This is a genomic window from Bacillus alkalicellulosilyticus, assembly GCF_002019795.1.
In the GTDB taxonomy this organism is placed as follows: domain Bacteria; phylum Bacillota; class Bacilli; order Bacillales; family Bacillaceae_F; genus Bacillus_AO; species Bacillus_AO alkalicellulosilyticum.
Genome location: NZ_KV917381.1, coordinates 4,365,759 through 4,385,958 on the forward strand (window position 1 = coordinate 4,365,759; position 20,200 = coordinate 4,385,958).

At 35.7% G+C, this 20,200-nt stretch carries 18 protein-coding genes and 1 riboswitch; of the genes, 7 read left to right on the plus strand and 11 right to left on the minus strand.

Translation table 11 applies throughout. The annotated features are described in order from the left end of the window. Nucleotides 1–226: 226 nt before the first annotated feature. Nucleotides 227–376, minus strand: a complete 150-nt coding sequence (locus BK585_RS21840; RefSeq protein WP_078556281.1) for an anti-repressor SinI family protein — start codon at nt 374–376, stop codon at nt 227–229. A gap of 19 nt (nt 377–395) precedes the next feature. Beyond that, nucleotides 396–479, minus strand: a riboswitch (cyclic di-GMP riboswitch). 226 nt (nt 480–705) lie between these two features. Here BK585_RS21840 and BK585_RS21845 point away from each other — a divergent pair. Further along, nucleotides 706–2,418, plus strand: coding sequence for a permease (locus BK585_RS21845; RefSeq protein WP_078556283.1), 1,713 nt, complete (start codon nt 706–708; stop codon nt 2,416–2,418). 228 nt (nt 2,419–2,646) lie between these two features. Further along, complete coding sequence (locus tag BK585_RS21850) at nt 2,647–2,973, plus strand: nitric oxide synthase oxygenase (RefSeq protein WP_419095578.1); 327 nt, start codon at nt 2,647–2,649, stop codon at nt 2,971–2,973. A gap of 106 nt (nt 2,974–3,079) precedes the next feature. Here the strand turns inward: BK585_RS21850 and BK585_RS21855 are convergent, their stop codons facing one another. After that, nucleotides 3,080–3,787, minus strand: a complete 708-nt coding sequence (locus tag BK585_RS21855) for a DivIVA domain-containing protein (protein ID WP_139367618.1) — start codon at nt 3,785–3,787, stop codon at nt 3,080–3,082. An 8-nt stretch (nt 3,788–3,795) separates the two neighbouring features. Further along, entirely contained in the window at nt 3,796–5,469 is a 1,674-nt protein-coding gene (locus BK585_RS21860) for a glycosyltransferase family 2 protein (RefSeq protein ID WP_078556288.1), read from the minus strand. Between the two features lie 237 nt (nt 5,470–5,706). Between BK585_RS21860 and BK585_RS24215 the strand changes: the two genes are divergently transcribed. Beyond that, complete coding sequence (locus BK585_RS24215) at nt 5,707–5,880, plus strand: hypothetical protein (RefSeq protein ID WP_170885682.1); 174 nt, start codon at nt 5,707–5,709, stop codon at nt 5,878–5,880. Between the two features lie 27 nt (nt 5,881–5,907). On the opposite strand, the gene BK585_RS21865 is transcribed toward BK585_RS24215, so the two are convergent. The 7 genes from BK585_RS21865 to BK585_RS21895 form a co-directional block, all read right to left on the minus strand. Continuing rightward, complete coding sequence (locus BK585_RS21865; protein ID WP_078556289.1) at nt 5,908–7,761, minus strand: sensor domain-containing diguanylate cyclase; 1,854 nt, start codon at nt 7,759–7,761, stop codon at nt 5,908–5,910. Nucleotides 7,762–8,168: 407 nt separating this feature from the next. Further along, the gene (locus BK585_RS21870) at nt 8,169–8,534 is read right to left on the minus strand and encodes a WD40/YVTN/BNR-like repeat-containing protein (RefSeq protein WP_078556291.1); all 366 of its coding nucleotides are present in this window, start codon (nt 8,532–8,534) and stop codon (nt 8,169–8,171) included. A gap of 445 nt (nt 8,535–8,979) precedes the next feature. Continuing rightward, nucleotides 8,980–9,663 (minus strand): flagellin, encoded by a 684-nt coding sequence (locus BK585_RS21875; protein WP_078556292.1) that lies wholly within the window; start codon nt 9,661–9,663, stop codon nt 8,980–8,982. A 264-nt stretch (nt 9,664–9,927) separates the two neighbouring features. Beyond that, a complete protein-coding gene (locus tag BK585_RS21880) occupies nt 9,928–10,608 on the minus strand; it encodes a Na-translocating system protein MpsC family protein (RefSeq protein ID WP_078556294.1) in 681 nt (226 codons plus the stop codon). 23 nt (nt 10,609–10,631) lie between these two features. Continuing rightward, nucleotides 10,632–11,366, minus strand: a complete 735-nt coding sequence (locus tag BK585_RS21885) for a Na-translocating system protein MpsC family protein (protein WP_139367619.1) — start codon at nt 11,364–11,366, stop codon at nt 10,632–10,634. Between the two features lie 81 nt (nt 11,367–11,447). Further along, complete coding sequence (locus BK585_RS21890; protein ID WP_078556296.1) at nt 11,448–11,855, minus strand: hypothetical protein; 408 nt, start codon at nt 11,853–11,855, stop codon at nt 11,448–11,450. A gap of 245 nt (nt 11,856–12,100) precedes the next feature. Further along, nucleotides 12,101–14,458 (minus strand): FdhF/YdeP family oxidoreductase, encoded by a 2,358-nt coding sequence (locus BK585_RS21895; RefSeq protein WP_078556298.1) that lies wholly within the window; start codon nt 14,456–14,458, stop codon nt 12,101–12,103. Nucleotides 14,459–14,898: 440 nt separating this feature from the next. On the opposite strand from BK585_RS21895, the gene BK585_RS21900 reads away from it, so the two are divergent. Next, complete coding sequence (locus BK585_RS21900) at nt 14,899–15,882, plus strand: glycoside hydrolase family 43 protein (protein ID WP_078556300.1); 984 nt, start codon at nt 14,899–14,901, stop codon at nt 15,880–15,882. Nucleotides 15,883–16,029: 147 nt separating this feature from the next. After that, on the plus strand, nt 16,030–16,350 hold the full coding sequence (locus BK585_RS21905; protein WP_078556302.1) for a metallophosphoesterase family protein: 321 nt from the start codon (nt 16,030–16,032) through the stop codon (nt 16,348–16,350). A 54-nt stretch (nt 16,351–16,404) separates the two neighbouring features. Here BK585_RS21905 and BK585_RS21910 read toward each other — a convergent pair whose 3' ends face one another. Then, the gene (locus BK585_RS21910; protein WP_078556304.1) at nt 16,405–17,985 is read right to left on the minus strand and encodes a CPBP family intramembrane glutamic endopeptidase; all 1,581 of its coding nucleotides are present in this window, start codon (nt 17,983–17,985) and stop codon (nt 16,405–16,407) included. A 167-nt stretch (nt 17,986–18,152) separates the two neighbouring features. On the opposite strand from BK585_RS21910, the gene rluF reads away from it, so the two are divergent. Both rluF and BK585_RS21920 read left to right on the plus strand, forming a co-directional pair. Continuing rightward, complete coding sequence (rluF, locus tag BK585_RS21915) at nt 18,153–18,860, plus strand: 23S rRNA pseudouridine(2604) synthase RluF (protein WP_078556306.1); 708 nt, start codon at nt 18,153–18,155, stop codon at nt 18,858–18,860. A gap of 219 nt (nt 18,861–19,079) precedes the next feature. Further along, nucleotides 19,080–20,138, plus strand: coding sequence for a sulfite oxidase (locus BK585_RS21920; RefSeq protein WP_078556308.1), 1,059 nt, complete (start codon nt 19,080–19,082; stop codon nt 20,136–20,138). Nucleotides 20,139–20,200 lie beyond the last annotated feature (62 nt).

The window sequence follows — 20,200 nt, forward strand, 5'->3', positions numbered from 1 at the left end:
ATTGCCACAGCCTTTTTACCTCTTGTTGTGAATGTTTTTTCACAATTGATTTTTGGTCGATTGAAGTCCGTGCTACTGTTTTAATAGTTATGTCTGACTCTCTTCTAAATTATTGTTGCAAAGGAATCCGAAGACAAACGGACAAGAAAAAAAAACAAAAGAAAGTAATTACCTCCTTTTGTGTAAGACCTCTATCTCTATTTTTTAATTCCTAATACCTATGCTATTAGCTAGATTGATTTGACTGCAAAAACGTCCTTATGTCTTCAATTGTCAATCCTAAATTGCGTGCCTCTTCAAGTAGCTCTTTCCACTCAGGGTCTAATTGTTCAGTTGATTTCATACTAGTAGGTATAATGGTAGAACTGGATATCATCTTAACTCCCCCTTTACGTATATAAGGAGGTCGGTTGTACTAATAACTCCACATATTTAAAGTACCCAAAATAAAAATATGCTTCATCGTTCCCTTCTACATTACTATTATACCTTTTTTACCCAGTAAAAAGAAACTATTGATTAACGACAATTTTCGAGATTATTTCTATAAATTCGATAATGTTGGATTCCTTTTATACATTGATGACTATACTAGCACCTAGTGTTCTCTTTTTGGTATGATAGAAAGTACAGAAACACCAAACCACATAAAGAAAGCGCTTACTTTTATAAGGGCTATTACATATCTACTATAAGGAGGATATTATGAAAAAGGTTTATGATAATTTTAACGTTGCTATTTATTGTACGGCTTCATGCTTAGATAATAGTTTTGAGCAACTTAGCAATGAATTAGATTTTTTTGAAAAACATATTAATGTATCAAAGGTCTATGTAGAAAGTCATCGTGGAGATGTGACGTTAAGTAAAGAAAGATTACTAGAATTAAAACAATTCCTTGAAGGAAGAGGAATCGAAGTGGCTGGGGGGATAACACCTACTCTTGGTGAAGCATATCGTCCTGGTTATAATCGCTTATTTGGTGGAATTTGTTATACAGAGGAAGCTTCTCGAGCAAAAATGAAAGAAGTGATTGAGAGAACAGCTTCTGTATTTGATGAAATCATCCTTGATGACTTCTTCTTTACAAATTGTGGATGTGATGATTGTCTTTCTCTAAAAGGGGACCGTACATGGGAAGAGTTTAGACTTGCTCTTTTACAAGACGTCTCTGAAAATCTAGTCGTAAATCCTGCAAAAGCAGTTAATCCTAATGTGAAAATGGTTATAAAGTATCCGAATTGGAATGAATCATATTCTTCATCGGGTTATAACACAATTGAACAACCCCCTATTTTTGATGGAGTTTATACAGGTACAGAAACAAGGGATCCAGAAACAACTCAGCAACACTTACCAAGATATGCATCCTATTCCTTATTAAGATGGATGGATAACCTAGTCCCTGGAAAGAACGGTGGCGGTTGGTTTGACAGTCTTGATTGTACGTATATCGATTATTATTTAGAGCAAGCGAATTTAACGGTGTTTGGTAAAGCGAAAGAATTAACTCTATTCTGTTATTCGTTATTAAAAGATAGTAATTATACACCAGCACTAGGATTTCAGTTAGAAAAGCTAGACCAAGTTGCAAGTGAAATTAGCAATCCAGTCGGTCTGAAGGTATACGAACCTCACCAAGCTAAAGGAGAGGAACACCTATATGATTATCTCGGAATGTTAGGGATCCCAATTGAGCTTACTCCTCATTTTCCAACAGGTGACGCTCCAATTCTTGTAACAGCAAATGCCGCTAAAGATAGCCAAATCATTGAGAGAATGAAAGGGTACTTAAGAAATGGCGGAAACGTCATTATGACTTCGGGTTTTATTGAGAAAATGGAAGGTAACGGCATTGAAGAATTCACGACAATTCGGACAACCGGTAAAAAGATGAATGTTCAACAGTTTGCTATTGATACGGAAGTTTGTAGCTTTGAAGAGTTCACTTTCGGTTCTTCTGGTATTTCTTTCCCTTTATTTTCTTATAGCACAAACGGAACTTGGCAGACGGTTATTGGAACAAATAAACAGAACAATATACCTGTATTAATGTACGATAACTATAGTAAAGGGAAAGTGTACTCTTTCATTATACCTGACAACTTTGCAGATCTGAGACTACTCCCAAGTCCTGTACTTTCTAAATTAAGAAGTGTACTGACTGAATCTATTCTTCCGTTTGAGGTACAAGGTCCAAGTGATCTTGGGATTTTCGTCTATGACAATGATGTATTTGTCATTGAAACGTTTGCTAAAATCCCACAAACTTGGAGCATCCTTCTACCAAAAGGAAAAAAATTAGAGCAGGTCGGTTTATCTAACGAAGTAAAATCATCAGCGACAGTAGGCGATGGAACCACTGTATATGATATACGTTTAAATCCTTCTACCTTCCAAACCTATCGAATTAAGTAAAGCGAGAAGCTGAGACAAAGGGGAAAAACCTTTTGTCTCAGTTTTTTGTCATTTGAATGTAACGTCCTTCTTATGTCATACTTATGACACTTTTACACTTGAATGCTCTTGCATACGGAGGATAGTCTACATGAACTACGAACTATATGATGAAGCAAAACAATTTATTATAACTTGTTATCAAGAGCTTGGGAGAACTAAAGAAGAGGCATAGAAACGGTTGTTAGAATTAAAAAACTAATCAAAGAATATGGCAAGTACGAGCATACTTTTGATGAGTTAAAACATGGAGCTAAAATGGCGTGGCGTAATAGCAATCGATGTATTGGTAGATTATTTTGGGATAGTTTACATGTGGTTGATAAGCGACAAGTAGAGACTGAGGATGATATTAGCAAGTCTTTACTCGAACATATTAAATACGCCACAAACTGTGGGAAAATCAGGTCAACAATAACCGTATTTAAGCCTGAATCTCCTGATGGGATTAATTTTCGAATTATTAATCACCAATTGCTACGATACGCCGGCTATAAATTAGGTTGGGAAAAGTAATATGGCGACTTTGTTCTACTGCCACTGGTTTATCAAAAAGATAATGATGAACCTAGACTCTACGACATTCCTAAAGTAAGGAAGCTAACCTTATACACACCGTTCTTTATGCCGTATCAACCGCTGTTATTAATTCTCCGTACAATTCTTTGAAAAGTAGTTCTTTCACCATTTTACTTGTTACTTTTGAAGCCCTTGGTACAACAATTCTTCCATTGTCATCAACGATGTCACGTGTAACCACTTTACCAACTACTAAATCTGCTTCCATTCGTAAACAGTAAGGGTCAATATCAATCTCTTTTATCGGCTTTGTTTTCTCAAAAGGATATTTTAAATGTGGATCAATTTCATTGGCTTTGCCTGTTTGAAATTCACTAACTTTATGTTGAACGGCTGACAATAGTGTTTCTACTTCGTGTTGACTTTTTTTCCTTAATTGAATACTTTCATTCTTTTGAGCTTCTATATATTTTTCTGCTTCAACTTTTGCTTGTTGTTTAAGTATGAGAGCTTCTCTTTCAGCAGAAACTATAATTTCCTTTGCTTTTGACATCGCTTGTTTTTTTATTTTAATAGCTGTTTGGACCGTATTTTTTTTAATCGTGTTCGTTGTTTCTTCTACTCGAATTAATGCCTTTTTTACCATCTCATCTTGTTTCTGAAATTCCCTTACTTTCTTCTCCATTTCGTCTTTTTCTTTTAGTACCACCAAATACTCGTTTCGAAGCTCTTCTATGTATGAGTCAACCTGCTTTTTGTTATAACCGTGGATTGAACGTTCAAATGTCTTATTTTTTCTATTCGTATCCATTACCAAAATTAATTACCTCCAGACATTTTTGTTATTACTAGTCTTTCAGATTTCAATAGTTCTATACATCGTTTAAGTCTAATCGTGCCTACTTTCTTTAAAATAGGTGTGGAATCTGGATGTTCTAATACTTTCAGTAGGAAATACATACCCCTTTGCGTTCTTCCTAAGCGAATTTGCTGCAGAGCAGAGTTAAAAAGTTTTTCTGGTGTATCAAATGTTTCAGTTCGTTTATGTTCAATAGTTTGTAAAGGTATAGTAGGGTGCTTCGCTCTACCGTGGACCTGTTGAATTTGTTTTTGTTTCATAATTTCATATAAACCTTGGACTGCTCCATAAAATCGGGCTGTAGCTAAAAATAATCCATAAATGCTCGCAAAAAAAGGAAGCAACCCTATTTGTTTAAAACCCTGGGAGTGATAGACTATTGGTCTAATTAGCACCATAACCATTCCTATAATCGCTATATGCACTACTGTTAAATAAATGTAGTGAGTAAGAATCGAACTAGGTTCACCTGAGGTAGTTAATTGTATCGATAGTATTATCTTTAGCGCAATTGCCACAAATGCTTGAAAAGTAGCAAAGAATTTAGTTGGTATCCCGAGTAAACCTAACATCCCTTTATGACCATATTTATAGTCTCCTAGCTTTAAACGATGGCTATATAATGTAATAACCCCGAGTAACATCCATACCTTTCGTTGTTTCCATAGCTCTTCCCACGATGCAGGTGCATCCGTATAACTAATAGCTTCAGGAACCATCTTTATTTTGCCGAAACGGTGCATCTTCCACGTCATGTCCATATCTTCCGCCGCTAATTTTGATGTATTGTAGCCACCGACTTTTTCTAATAAGTCGAGACGAAAAACTTGCATAGCACCACTACAACACAAGACACTATTGTACATTTGCTGGACTCTTCGGTCTAACTCCATTGCTAGATAATACTCTATTGATTGTAGCCTTGTTAGGATCGACTGGTTTACATTCCGAATTCTTACGTTTGTCGCACATGCCACTGCTACTCCGTCGACTATGGGCTGAATTGCTCTGGCAATACAATATTCATCTGCTAATTCAGTGTCTGCATCTATTCTCACAATAAGAGGATATTTAGCATGAGTTAATCCATAATTAAGCGCTGCACTTATGGGAAATTGATTTACTGGAGTTTTATACGATAGAGGTATAATTGTGTCAAAGTCTTTTGCTAAATTAGTAATGACTTGAAATGTATGGTCAGTACTGTTGTTTTCAATCAGGATAATTTCAATTGGGTATGGTACCTTTTGTTTAAGTAATGATTGAACTAATACTTTAATTGTAGTGGCTTCATTATGACAAGGAACAATAACCGAAACTCCATTGTATGTTGGATGTCTCAGGTTTTTATTTATAAATACGTACTCCTTTTGTTCTTTTCTTTTTATTTTTTGATGTAATGCTTGGCCCAATAATAGAAGTGGTCTACCAAACAAATATAAGGCCATCGCAGCGACTATAACGATAGTAAAAATGTAAACAGTAGAATGATACCAATTTTTCTCTATTAAAAGCAGTTGATGGTGATATAGCATAGTCAAGAACAGTAAAACACACACGAGCCCTAATATCGTTCCAATTATATATACTCTACTTCTTACTTTGTTCATCGTCTTTTTCCTTTCATTTATCATAGATTCCACCCAAAGGAACTGGTTATATAGTCCATTTCTATGAGTAATTTCAGTGAAATATGACTAATAAAAAGATAAATAAACTATATTAATTAGGTATTAAGAACCAACCAAAGATCCCTAGCATTCTTTTTGGTATTTACATATTTCTTTGATTACTTAGTAGAGGTAGTTCAAGAGTAAATTACACCTTGGTTTGATGGACTCTTCGGACATTTTAGGGGAGGAGGAAGCTTGATGTGGCCGGCACAGGCGCTGCTTGGATATAAGTTAGTGACGTGGACTTGGCAAGTGTCCATGCAGGAAGTAATAAACTACCTTTTGCTAAAAATCAGGTACAACCATCTTCAAGAGAAGGAAATCCGTATTTTTCATTCTATTCCCTATCAAAAAAGCCTCGAACCATCATAAAGGTTCAAGGCTTTTTTTCAGTTCTTTTTAGTCAATGGTTACCACAGTGTTCCTACCATTTTCTTTCGCCAAGTACAGGGCTGTGTCAGCTTCTCTAATTAGGAAGGTGCTCTCCTTATTAGGATTAGCAACAACCGACGCCACCCCGATACTTACAGTTACATAGTTTGAGATTAATGATTTAGTATGCGGAATTTCTTGGTCTTCAATGTCCTTTCTGCAACGATTGGCAAGTTCTACAGCTTCACTTCTTGCTGTATTTGGCAACAGTATAGCAAATTCTTCTCCACCAAATCTTGCAACCAACTGTGACTTTTTGTTAAACGTGTTTTGAAGAACTAACGCAATTTGTTTCAAGCAATCGTCTCCACTAAGATGTCCATATTCATCGTTGTATAATTTGAAGTAATCAACATCTAACAAAAGTAAGCATATGGATTCTTTCTTTTCATTCGATACGTCCCACTGTTCAGATAATTTTTTATCAAATAGTCGTCTATTGGCTACATTCGTTAATCCATCTAAGTAAGAGAGCTTTCTTAGCTGCTCATTCATTGTTAACAATTGCTGTTGCGAGTCTTCAAGTTCTTTTGTTCGATTTCTAATTTTTTCATCTAATGATTCGTTGGCTTCCTTTAACTGTTCTCGGATGGTTTCTACCTCTCGAAATGCTCTAGATTGCTTTGAAAAGGTTACATAAGACTGAGCAAATACAAAAATGAGTAATCCAAACGCAGTTAATGGTTTTCCATAGACGACATTTTGAGCCACTAAAATATCAAAAATGACGGTTGAAGCAAAGAGAATATAGCAAAAAAGCATTAAAACCGAACCTCTTCGATTTTTTTTCACCGCATTTAAGAGGACCACTAAAAAATAAATAATAACAACAACAGTAATTGAATTATAAATAATTAGTACATTCGAATACACAATGGCTGGAGTCATCAGAACCAGACTAGAAAAAATAAATCCAAGAAATGCATTAATCTTCGTCACACGTTCAGATGCTTCTTCTCTAAACATGTAATATAAAAAATAAGAGAAAAAAGGAACCGATATATAATACCAAAAGTAAGAAAATTTAGTTACTACCTCCATCGGGGCTTCAGGAAACCAATTCACTAATATAATTTCACCTACAGCTATGGATCGTAGACTTATTGCAATACAAAATAAACCAAACCATAACGGAACCTTGTCTTTGCGGCGATTGATATATTGCCCAATATGAATAACTCCCACTAATATCAAACTGGCAAATAACATATATTCAAACGCCACATAATTTGTATGTGCTTGTTGTACTTGTTCCACTAACCCAATAGTTGGCGGAAACCAAATACCCCCTTCTCTAAAGTGAAAGTTAGATATTTGTATCAACAGTTCAGTTGTCTGACCTGTTCCAATAAAAGTAACTCTTTGCGTATTAAATTGAGGCTGTTCCTGCTCTGCTGTTTTTCCAACCACACCTGCGCTAGCTACTTCTCTACCATCTAACCACATCGAATAGGCAGAGTGAAAGTCCATCATTTTTAACGAATAGATTTCACCTTCTACGAGCCCCGTTATCAGAAGTCGATAAGTAGCAAATCCTTCAGGTCTGTCTATTTTGCTCCAGAGCAAGGGAACATGTAATACTTCAGGTTCTATGTCGGTATTTTCAAGCATTTCATGTGTAACAAGCTCATCCCAGTAAATTTTCCATTCTCCTTCTAAACTGACTGTACCCTGTGAACGGAAGTCCCATGAATCAAAAGAAATACTTCCATCCTTAACATGAGGCTGTTCCTGTGCTTGTCCAACATTCCCTAAGAATAAGATGAATACTACGGCAAAAGGGATAAAAATAATAGGTAAAAATAACTTAGATGTTTTCATAATAGTACCCCTACTAAAAAGATTCTAATTACATGATTAGCTTAATTAGGATTCAAAAGCGACAACACTGAATATGCCGCTTGATTCGCTTGTATTTAGATTATTTTTGCTGACTCATGTAACGCTTGATTTGTATCTTTGGCTTCAAGTTGTTTGTATCGGTAGTTTTGATCAAACAATGGGTTTGAAAGACCTAACGAGGATGTCCGAACATCACTCAAAGTGATTTGTATCGTCTGATTTGCTCAACTATCGACTTGGAGAGCTATTGACTCACTTATTCCCGGTGTAGTTATCGTTCTTGGAACTAATACTGTTTCTGAAGTTGTTTGTTCAACCATAACCGTTCTTGTTACATTTTCAGTTGTTGTTTCTTCTCTCGTTTCAATCGTTTCTTTTTCTTCTTCTTATGACGTAAGTATCGTTCCCAATGCGCCAATGGCTATATATTGAGTACCATCCCAAACTACCCTCTTAAGATTTTGAGAGGATTCAGAATGTTTAGCAGTCCACGTTCGACCATCCTCTGAAATGATTATGGCTCCTTGGTATCCTACTGCAAGAAAATGATTGTTTCCCCATATTACTTGTTGTAGGTGTTGATTTGTACCTGATGTTTGGCTAGACCAGCTTTCTCCATTTGTTGAAGTCAGGATCGTTCCATTGTTTCCAACTACGACCAGACCTGTGTTCGTATGTATAATTTGGTTTAAATTTTGGGTCGTACCGGTTGATGCTTTATGCCATTGTAATCCATCGGCAGAAGTTATCATTGTTCCCTGTTCACCAACCGCAATATACCTCTCACCTGTCCATATAATATCTTTTAGTGTTGCTGTGGTTTCGGAAGCTCTTACAGTCCATACAACCCCATCCTCTGAAGTTAATACTCTACCATTTGTAATAAGTGAGTATCAATCATGTTCTGTAGTTGTCCATGAGATACAACCTCAGTGCTGGAAATATTTCTTACTATGTTTCCTTGGACATAAATTTTATTAGTCATTGTCGATGGCACGGGGGTACGTGACTCTAATGATATGTAGATTTCATTTCGATTCGGTTGTACACTCCAGTTGATTCCGTTTTCAGAAGTAACTATCGTATTGTTTGTACCAATAGAAACATAATTACTACCATTCTAGGCGATTTTTTCAAGTTTTTCCGTTGTCTCTGATGCCCTTTCATTCCAAGATAGTCCGTCGCCTGATGTTAAAATCACCCCATTGGCACCAACAGCAACAAATTGCCCCTTTCCCACAGTAGATGCTTCATATCTCTATGGCTAGGAGATGGGATAGTACTCCAGTTTTCAACGTCTGATGAAGACAGTATAACCCCTTGGCTCCCAACAGCCGTATAAACAGTCCCATTATAGACAATGTCTGTAATGTTTTGTGGTGTGTTGGTTACTCTCTTTACCCAAACATCTCCTGGTGGTTCTATCCTAAGACTTGTTTCTGTGATTACTGTCGTTCTCGTTTCTTCTGTTGTTACCTCTTCTTCGACTAAAATTGTTCGAACAGTAGTGATTTCTTCATATATAGTTGTAGTAGTTGGGTTGCTAGCTTCTACATTTAGTAAACCACGGCTGTAAAAGTATGTATAATTGGCTATTGTATCAATTTGTCTCATACTTTGTTGGAGTTCATTATTTATATTTTCGAGGTCCGTTGCTGATAACGTTTCATTGGCTGCATGAACCGTTAATTCTCTCATTCTTTGAACCAAATCGGTAATTTGTCCCAATCCACTTTCAGCAGTTTGAACAAGCGAAATTCCATCTTGAATATTTCTTTGAGATTGCGAAAGTCCCCTTATTTGAGCTCTCATCTTTTGAGAAATGGAGAGACCAGCCCAATCATCACTAGCTTGACTAATTCGTAAACCAGTAGAGCACACCTCTCACTTTAAGAAACTTTACCATTAAAAGTTATTTTTATAGGAGTTTTATACTATTATTATCATCTACATTCCGTTCTCAATCAAGTCTTGTTTCCTAATTTTTCATGAAAAATTATAAAGAAATTATAATCACTCTACTAACTTTTACTAGTAATATAGTATCTTTTACTGTTATTATAAATTTGCTTTGCTCTACTCATTATATATTTCTTACAATAATCAAAAAAACCATCGAAGGACGAACCTCTAATGGTTTTTTGTTTATTGTAATATAAAAGCCATAAAAGCTTTATCTTCTTTAAAATCCCAATCAATAAAGATATCTTTAACTTTTTTATTAAATATCTCATCGAATTTTCCAAACCTATGGAAATAGGACTTTTCCAATTCATCCTTTGTGACTCTTAGCTCCTCGTCAAACCCTTTTTCGAGAAGAGCTTTTTCAATTGGAATAAGTATCCCCGATCTCTCCACTAAACAAATGGAAGGGGTTAGACTTATGATATGAATTTCTTCAGGGACTTTTTGAACTAATTCACTTATTCGTGCGATTTCTCTTTCTAATAAAGGGTTATTGATTTTTTGTTGGTACATCTTCTCCCGGTCAACCTCTTCATTTAACACCAAGATAATACAACCTGTATCGTTTGGAAAATTCCAATCTTGATAGCACTCTTCCACATCTCGGTCTAATGCTACTTTTATGGCACCTTTCAATTCTTCAAGGATATGATTCATGACAGCAGTTCTTGCTTTTTCAACTTGGTTTTTCTGTCCTTGAAGTAACAACATCTCTTCCATTGGTGATACAAATCCATCTATGTATGTGACCACATACTCAGTTGATATCGTCGTTTGGCATTTCTTTGGACCTCTACCAAAGTTTTTTCGAATCATCTTATTAATCAAAGTATTAATTGTCTGAATCTGCTCCTGTTCCATTGCACCATATCCTCTCTATCGATTTATTCAATATCAATATCATCGGTGCTTTGCTTTCGTTGCTTTACTGGGTTTAAGAAAAGAACAATTACACTTTTATCTAAATCCCAATCCCAATCCACAAAAGAGTCGACAATTTGTCGTTTTACACTTTTTTCATAGAGATTGTTATGTAGATATGTTTTCTCAAGATTTCTTTTTACCTTTCGCAACAAATCACCATAACCTAAGCGAATTAACTCTTTTTCAATTCTAACAAGAATACCGTTTCGAATAATTACTATCGTCCGTTCATTTAACTCACAAGAATAAAGTTCTTCAGGTGGTTTTTGCGCTTGTTGAGATAACGAAATAATCCATTGGTCCACTATTTCCTTTCCAACAAATTGCTCGTTCAACTTTTCTTTTGGAGTGAATGGTTCAGAGCTAATACATGTAATCATGGCCGAACGATTGTGAAAATTCCAATCATAATATATTTCTCTTATCTTTTTTCCAGTTAAAATTTCTATATAGGCTTTTAATTCCGGTGAAATTGAATTCATTAATGTATCTCGCATCTGTTGAATGGTCATGATTTGATCTTGCTCTAACAACACTTTTTCTGAAGGAGTTAAAAAGTTACGCAAATAAATCGTAAGAATTGTGTAACCTAGTGAGGTATATACTGACTCAGGTCCTTTACCGAAGTATTCACGAAACATTTTCCCCGTATATGCACTTATGTTTTTTTGTATTTTAAGCAAATCATCTTCCACGGTAAACACCTCTCACTCAAGACTGTTATTTAGTATAGACCAATGATTGTCATTTAATAATAAAAGTCTTTAGATTAGAGGTTATGTCACGATTACTATCAACTGTTTTTCTAGCGACGTAAGCATCTGAATCCCGCTATTTATATATGGTGAATCAACCCTTTTTAGTTTCATTTTTTGTTCTTGGACCTTGTCGAGCATTTCATCTACTAACCGTTTAATGTAATGTACTAAATCATTGATTAACCTCTTATCGTTCTGTTCTTCTGTTAAGAGTTTATTAATTTGTTTTTTTAAATTTTCAATATCTAATAATGTATCTTTGAACATGGCAATAAGCGGCAGACCGTTACTGGAAGCAAACCGTTCAATTTCTTCCATCGCTCTTTCGATACTTACTAATGCAACTGGAGATAGTTTGGATATGACTCGAATTGACTGTAAGTACTCGTATGTTTCTTCTAGGTTTATTAGTGTATAATCTTGCATCTCGGTGTTTTCCCCTAACAACATTTTTTTCCAATAAAAAAAGCCAAAATAGTGCAGTTTAACCTGCGTACTATTTTGGCTTATGTTTAGCAATACTATCTAACACATTTCCACCAAGGAATATTAAATTCAAACTACTACGTACCGTTTTACTTCTTTCCATAGAAACGAGCCAATTATCTCATTTCCTTTTCTTATTATTATATACTTTTATAGAGTTGTAAATATCTTTTCCGAGTTATCTGTTACGTTACATTTACTTCTAAATCTTCAATCCGCTTCTCATAATATTTGATATCTTTACGGGCATTGAACCGGTCTGCTTTTTCTATCTTTACTGCTATATTATAGTCAGGCATTCCCGCATATTTTTCATACCTTCCTTTTGGTAATAAAAAATTTCCTTCTGGAAAATGTACTCCAAGGTTTCCTCTAGCGATGGAGACAAACTTTGCACGTCCCTGGAATACTCCAAACTGATTATAGACTACAATTGCTTCGCCCTCATGTATACTAGCTTCTTTGGCATCAACACGATTCATTAATACATCATAACGCTCTGATTGGTTCACCGGGTCAATTTCACTATAGACCATTGAATTAAATTGTTTACCTCGTCTTGTCGTAATATAAAAATCACCTTGTTTTTTATTTAATTTAGGTATTTCTACTGGAATTAGATTTCCTCTTCCGTCAGGTGTCGGGCAAACTCCATCTTCACATAACCAAGCTCCTCCCCATTGGAACACATCACCTTGTTTTTTTAGATGTTGGATTCCATCATAACTTGGGTTCGCTAAGGCTATTTCATCACGAATCGCTTGAGCGTCAGGAAAATCTACTTTCACTGCCGTTTCTGGTTTTACGCGTTTAGCTAAATCAATGTATATCTTCCATTCCTCACGTGCCTCTGGAATTCGGTTTTTATTTCCTTCTATTTCAGGAGAGAAATAAACCATCCGTTCTGTAGATGTAGAAGTACCTCCTCCTTCTTGTTCGTAACGAGTTTTCGCCGGCAACACAATGACGGCTTCTTTCGCATCAACGAGAGTAGATGTGTTTAAAATTATATCTTGATGAACACGTATTTCAAGTTCAGAAAGTGCTTTTTCTATAAAATCAGGTTCTGGCATTGTCTCCAAGAAATTTCCGCCTGATAAATAATATAGTTTTATTTTTCGGTCATGGTCTTCTGGTAGAACTATATTTTCCAGGGTCACACCTACAATATCACCTTGCCAATCCGGCAATTCGAAATTCCATAGTTTTTCAATTCTTTTTCTATTATCACTGTTGTACTCTCCACCTGGTAATACAAATGGATCTGCCCCCATTTCACCGCTTCCTTGCACAGAAGAGTGTCCACGAAATGGCATTAATCCGTTATGTTTTCGTCCAAGAAACCCTCGTAATAAAGCAAGGTTAGCCACTTGCGAAATATTATCCGTTGCAAAAGAATGCATGGTTAGTCCAAGCGACCAAGCAATTACTGCATTTTTACTACTGGCTAGCAGCTCTGACAGTTCAATAATTCTATCTTTACTTATACCTGAGGATGAGACAATTTCCTCCCATGTTTGCTCAAGAACCTTTTCTTTTACTTGTTCATATCCATTAACATGGTCATGAACAAACGAATGATTGATAGCAGAGCCATATTCCTTTTCATCCATTTCAAACCAGTGCTTCATAATGCCATGCATAAAGGCGATGTCTCCACCAATATTAACTTGGTAAAAATCATCAGCAACTTTTGTCCCAAACAAAGCGGATTCGGGAACAGACGGAACCCAATAATTTTCCATAGCGGGCTCTTTATATGGATTTACTACAATAATCTTTGTCCCTTTTTTCTTAGCTTCTAGCATATACTTAGTTGATACAGGTGAAGAATTTGATGCGACACTCCCCCAAAACAACAAGATATCTGTACCAATCCAATCCTGATAGTTTGCAGTAGAAGCTCCTACTCCAATTGATCTCTTTAACGCTGTTTTACTTGGGGAATGACAAATCCTTGAGGCATTATCAATATGGTTTGTTCCTAGAAATCTAGAAACTTTAGCGGCAACATAATAAGTCTCATTTGTTATCCCTCTTGAAGTTAAGTAAAATGCAAATTGTTTAGGATCTAATTTTCTCATTTTATCTGCTATTATTTCCATTGCTTCATCCCAACAAAGTCTTGAAAAGTTCTTTTCTCCTGCTCTTCGGATTAATGGATAGGGTATACGCCCTAACTTTCTAAGCTCTGTGCTTGAATACTGTTTTAACTCATTAATATCTGCGTGAAGAATATCTTCTTTAATCGCTGGCATTGTATTTAAACGGAGGACGTTAAATCGTGTAGAGCACATATGTGGTCCTGTCAAAGTTTGGTCTCTTAACCCAGATACTCCTAAAGCACAACCATCACAAACCCCTTTGGTTATAATGTTTGTTGCGTATCCCAGATTATCTCTATTCTCCCAAAACGTCTTAAATGAATCACGAATATGTTTTGGTTTTACTTTTCCTAAACCAAAAGGTATAGGGCTTACCCAATGTTTTGGTGCAAGTTTTTTTGATTTTTTCATAGGACCCAAATGTTTTGTTTTCCCCATCGAAATCAGCTCCTTTAACTCATAAAACGGCCACTTCCTACTTTATGAAACTCATTTAAAAAGTTGAAACGGAACTACAATTAAAGCGCTTACAAAAGTAAAAATCCCTAACTGGATGATACAAAATCTTGCTTCCTAGTAAAAATCTATGAGTCTATACCCGATCATACTTTTAGTTAGCCGTTTTATCAACCTTTAATATAATTTGATTTTCTGTTTCTTTCCATAAAATTTTTGACGAATAAGTAAGAAGTATAAGGAACAAAATATGTACGATAATTAGCTTTCTACATTAACAATTGGGCAACTTTAACGTTACCTTTTTTCCTGTTGTAAAAAACAATAGGTAACTAGCTTAGTTTGTTCAATGTACAAAGTAAGTTTTATTTGGTACGATATGAATAGTGTTATTTAATTACTTTACATAAGGAGTAGTGATTATGACAAAAAAAGTCCAACCAAACGTACCTTTAGTATCACATATCTTTACTGCAGATCCTTCTGCACATGTTTATGAAGGTAAAATTTATATTTATCCTTCGCATGACCTCGACCATAATGGTCCTACAAATGATAATGGAGATCAGTATGCTATGGAAGACTATCACGTTCTTTCTATAGACAATTTCGATTCTCCAGTTGTCGACCATGGTGAAGTCCTTCACGTTAAAGACATTCCTTGGGCGAAACAACAGTTGTGGGCACCTGATGCCGCTTTTAAAAACAACACGTACTATTTATATTTCCCTGCAAGAGACAAAGACGATATCTTTCGAATTGGTGTAGCCACTAGTTCAAGTCCTGCAGGTCCTTTTACTCCACAAGAAAGTTACATCCCTGGTAGCTTTAGTATTGACCCTGCTGTTTTAGTGGACGAAGATAACAAAGCTTATATCTACTTTGGTGGTCTTTGGGGTGGTCAGTTAGAAAAATGGCAAACTGGCGAGTTCTTACCTGATGCAGAAGGTCCAGACTTGAATGCTCCAGCACTTGGACCACGTGTTGCTGAATTAAGTGATGACATGTTGACATTTAAGGAAACACCAAAAGAAATCTCTATTGTTGATGAAGAAGGTAACCCAATCCTTGCTGGAGATGAAGAAAGAAGATTTTTTGAAGGACCATGGGTTCATAAGTACAATGACTACTACTACTTATCATATTCAACAGGAACGACTCACCTTATCGCATATGCTATTAGTAAAAATCCAATGGGACCTTTTGTTCATAAAGGAACGATCCTTACACCAGTAAGTGGTTGGACTACCCACCATTCTATCGTTGAGTTTGAGGGCAAATGGTATTTATTTTATCACGATTGTGAAATTTCTGATGGCGTTAACCATAAAAGAAATGTTAAATACACAGAAATTCAATATAACGAAGATGGTACAATTCAAACGATTGACCCATATAAAAAATAATTGAATTAATACAAAAAGAAGAATGAGCTGATGAGCTCTTCTTCTTTTTTATATTCGACTGCACTACTAATACCCACTTTTATAAATATTTAAAAAGATGAAGTGACTTTTAGGAATAATTCATTTCAAGTTATAGGCAGAAAAGACATGAGTCAACTACGCCAACCATTGGCTGATTTAGTTAATAGTCATAAAAAAGATGTGTTTACGATATTACTTGACCACCAACCATATTTCAAAGAGGAAACAAAGGATTTAGGAATTGACCTTGTACTTTCAGGTCACACCCAAAGAGGTCAACTTGTTCCTAGACATTTCATCACAAATCTTCTTTATGAAATCGTTAGGGGTTATTTAGTTATGGTGCAAAATCATATATTCGTTTCTTCTGACTTCGGTACTTGGGGACCACCTTTACGTATCGGAAGTCGTTCTGAAATCAAAGTCGTTACTTTTCATTCCTCGTAAAAAAAGAGTGGAGTCCCTTATCTCAGGGCCCACTCTTTTTAAGGGATGCTTATGTTAGATTACTGATTGTTCAATTTCTTCATCAGTGGCTACTTCTAATGCTATTTTCTTTCTTTTATAAAAGAATAGTAAAAGAGGAGAAAGAGTTAATAAAAAGGAGACAATTGCGACGTCAACTCTAAATGAAAGTAAACTCATTGAAATGAGTAAGCTATTATAGAAGTAATGGCAGTAGATGACTGTTAAAAATCCATACTTCTTATAAACCCAGTATAAAAACGGACCAATAATCAACGTCAACTCAATAATCCGTAAGTACCATGGAAAAACATCGTAGCCCATATGTAACACAGCCCATAAAAATGACGTTACTAGTACAGCAAAAATCGGATGAATTCTATCCATTGCTGACGCTAAATAGCGACGGAATACGGTTTCTTCCATAATGGCTGCTGTAATCCCTATTGATAACACAAAAAACGGCAACAACCAGACATTCTCAATTAAATAAATCTCATAAAACGTTACAGGAGAAAACCAAGCCCCTCCTATTCTGTCAGCAATCATAAAAAATATTTCTGACAAAGGGTGTGAGATGATTGCTAGCAACAATCCTAACAAAATAGGTGATTTCATACCTATTAATGATTGAGTAAGCTTATCTCTAAAAGGTTTCCCTTTTAAAAAATGAGTATCTACAGGAATCGTCATCGCAAGGATAAAAAATACAAGCCAAGCAGATAAACCGACTTCCATCCAACTCCACCCATCAATCTTGCCCGTATACACGTAACCAAAGATTAAACCAAATACGCTCAAAAATATGGTAATAGCTAGTGGGAGCTTGAACGCTACCTTTCTTTTGCTAGCTTTCACAATAAAATGAATTAGCGATGCAAAAACTAACACACCAAGAATTAGTAAAACAATAAGGGCAGATATTATTTCTCTCGTTGTCTCATCACTTACCATATACTGCGGAGCTACCTCTGCTGAATGCATAAAGCCTAACACAAACTTAGAGTCATCCTCAATTGATGTACCTACGTCTACTGTTATGATTTCTTTAATTCCTTCATAATCAAAAGGTCCTTCAAATGTAAATTGAGTTCTGTCTGTATATTTAGATAAAAAAACATCGTTTAATTGAATTAGCCCTGTACTTACACTTTCAACTTCTTCTACTAGTTTGTATTCAGAGTGAAATATTTTATGAATAAACGTCTCTACCGATTCATCATGATTCATTGGAATCGCAATGTTCTCAGCACCTACGACTCTATTTTCAAGAGGATGTACGTGAACAACTGAAAAACTATTATCTAAAGTAGCTTGAATGGTATAAACCGGTATATGCTCAAATACCAATTCGTATTCTTCGTCGTTTAATTCAAATTCAATATGTCGACCAAGTCCCATATCAACATTTGTCTCTATTAGATTTATCTCTTCAGCACTAAATTCACTAGTTTCTTGTAGATATTGACTAACTGTTTCAGTGACTTCCGCTCTAGTCAGCTCTGGATAAGAGTATCCTTTTTGTCCCCATGGTAAAACGAATAAAATGCTACTAACCAGAAATGCTATTGCTGCTACAATGCTAACTTTCTTGTGACTCTTTAAAATTTGTAACATAACTTACCTCACTTACATTTATTTAAAAACCTTATTCTTACATTATACCTAAATGTTTACTTATGGCCTAGGTAATCTTTTTTTTAAAACGATTTTGTTCGACTAACAAAATAAGGTATAGTTAACTAATAGAAAAGAGACAACCTTCAAAGCAAGGACGTGTAAACATGAGAATTAATAAATTTATAAGCGAAGCCGGAAAGTCATCAAGACGTGGGGCTGATAAATTAATTACGGAAGGCAGAGTAACCATTAATGGAAAACGGGCAACCATTGGTAGCCAAGTTGAACCAGGAGATGATGTCAGGGTCAATGGGGCTCCCATTCGCGTAGCAAGAAATAATGTATACATTGCTCTTAATAAACCGGTTGGAATTACAAGTACAACTGAAAAGGGTGTAAAAGGCAATATTGTTGATCTGGTTAATCACCCCTTACGTATATTCAATATTGGAAGGTTAGATAAAGATTCTGAAGGCTTAATTTTATTAACAAATGATGGTGACATTGTTAATGAAATTTTACGTGCTGAAAACAAACACGAAAAAGAATATATCGTTTCTGTAGACCGACCAATATCTCCTGAATTTTTAACAAAAATGTCTGAAGGAGTAAAAATACTAGGGACAAAAACGCTTCCTTGTGAAGTAAAGCAGCTCTCTAAGTATGATTTTCAAATTATTTTAACGCAAGGATTGAATCGACAAATACGACGAATGTGTGAGGCATTAGGGTACGAAGTATACCGTTTGCAACGAACGCGTATTATGAATATTCATTTAGGAAATTTGCCTCCTGGGCAGTGGCGAGATTTAACCAAAAAAGAAAAAACACAATTGTTCCGAGATTTGAATTATGAACCAAAAGAATGGTGATAAGCCGCTTGATATCATGATAAGTCCTTACATTACATTTTAGTAGTTACGGAGCTAAATGAAGGAATAAGGGAGGGCATTGAAAAAGTTAAAAACCTAACTTTTTCAGTGTCCTCGTTTTTTTACCTTTTGTCCCAGCCTTTTTTCTTTTTTCCGGATTAGAATAAGCTATCCCTAACATAGATTAGTATTAGTGTAAAATCTAAGGGGGAAAGAAAGTTGTCAGATGCAAAAGTAAGACCATTTTTAAAAACACTTAGTCTGCAACCAGAAAATCAGGAAACACCGATTTCATTCGTACCTAACAAACGTACACCATACCAACTATTTTATAGAAGAAACCATTTTACTTATCCAACTCTTACATATTTGAACTACTGGCTACCAATTAGAGGGTTAGTAAACAGGCCAACATTGTTTTCCCTTTCTGATATTTATCAACTTCCTTCAAAGTCATTAAAAGTAGTACTTGAATGTGCTGGAGATAAGAGAAGTTTCTTCGACCCGAAAGTTTTTGGTGAACAATGGGAAAAAGGTGCAATAAGCCAAGGGGTTTGGAAAGGGGTCTCATTACGTACCCTGCTTGAACTAGCTGGTCTAGAGACTGGGGCGAAAGAAGTAGTGATAGAAGGTTATGACGTTGGGAAGCGCAAAGACACGGAAGAGATACATCGATATGCACGAAGTTTACCCATAGAAAAAGCACTCCATCCTGACACACTAATTGCTTATGAATGCAATACTCAACCCATCCCCTTTAAACATGGGTTTCCTTTTAGATTAATTGTGCCAAATTGGTATGCTATGGCTTCTGTGAAATGGATAAAACAGATAACTGTAATAGGCAAACACTTCGATGGGCCATTTCAAAATATAGATTATATGTATTATCCTCATATTGAATCAATCAAAGATGCATATCCTGTTACAACGATAAATGTAAACTCAACTATTCAATCCCCACAGGACATGGAGATACTCGAAACAGGTCACCATTTAGTAAAAGGAATCGCATGGACAGGAAAAGGAGAAATAAAGAAAGTAGAAATTAGTACCAATAACGGTCACACATGGGCAGAAGCCGAACTAGAACAACATGATAACAAATATGGTTGGTATACATGGACGTATGAATGGGTCGTTCAGAAGAGTGGAGAATACTCTATATTAGTGAAAGCAACCGATTCATTTAATCGAGTACAGCCGGAAAGGCCATTCTGGAATCGAAAGGGCTATGGGTATAATGCAATAGATAATGTGAAAGTAAAAGTAGAGTAGACTTCCAGGCATTTCTGTTGAAAGAAGAGGAAAGCAGCTCGTAAACGGCATATATCTGTGCG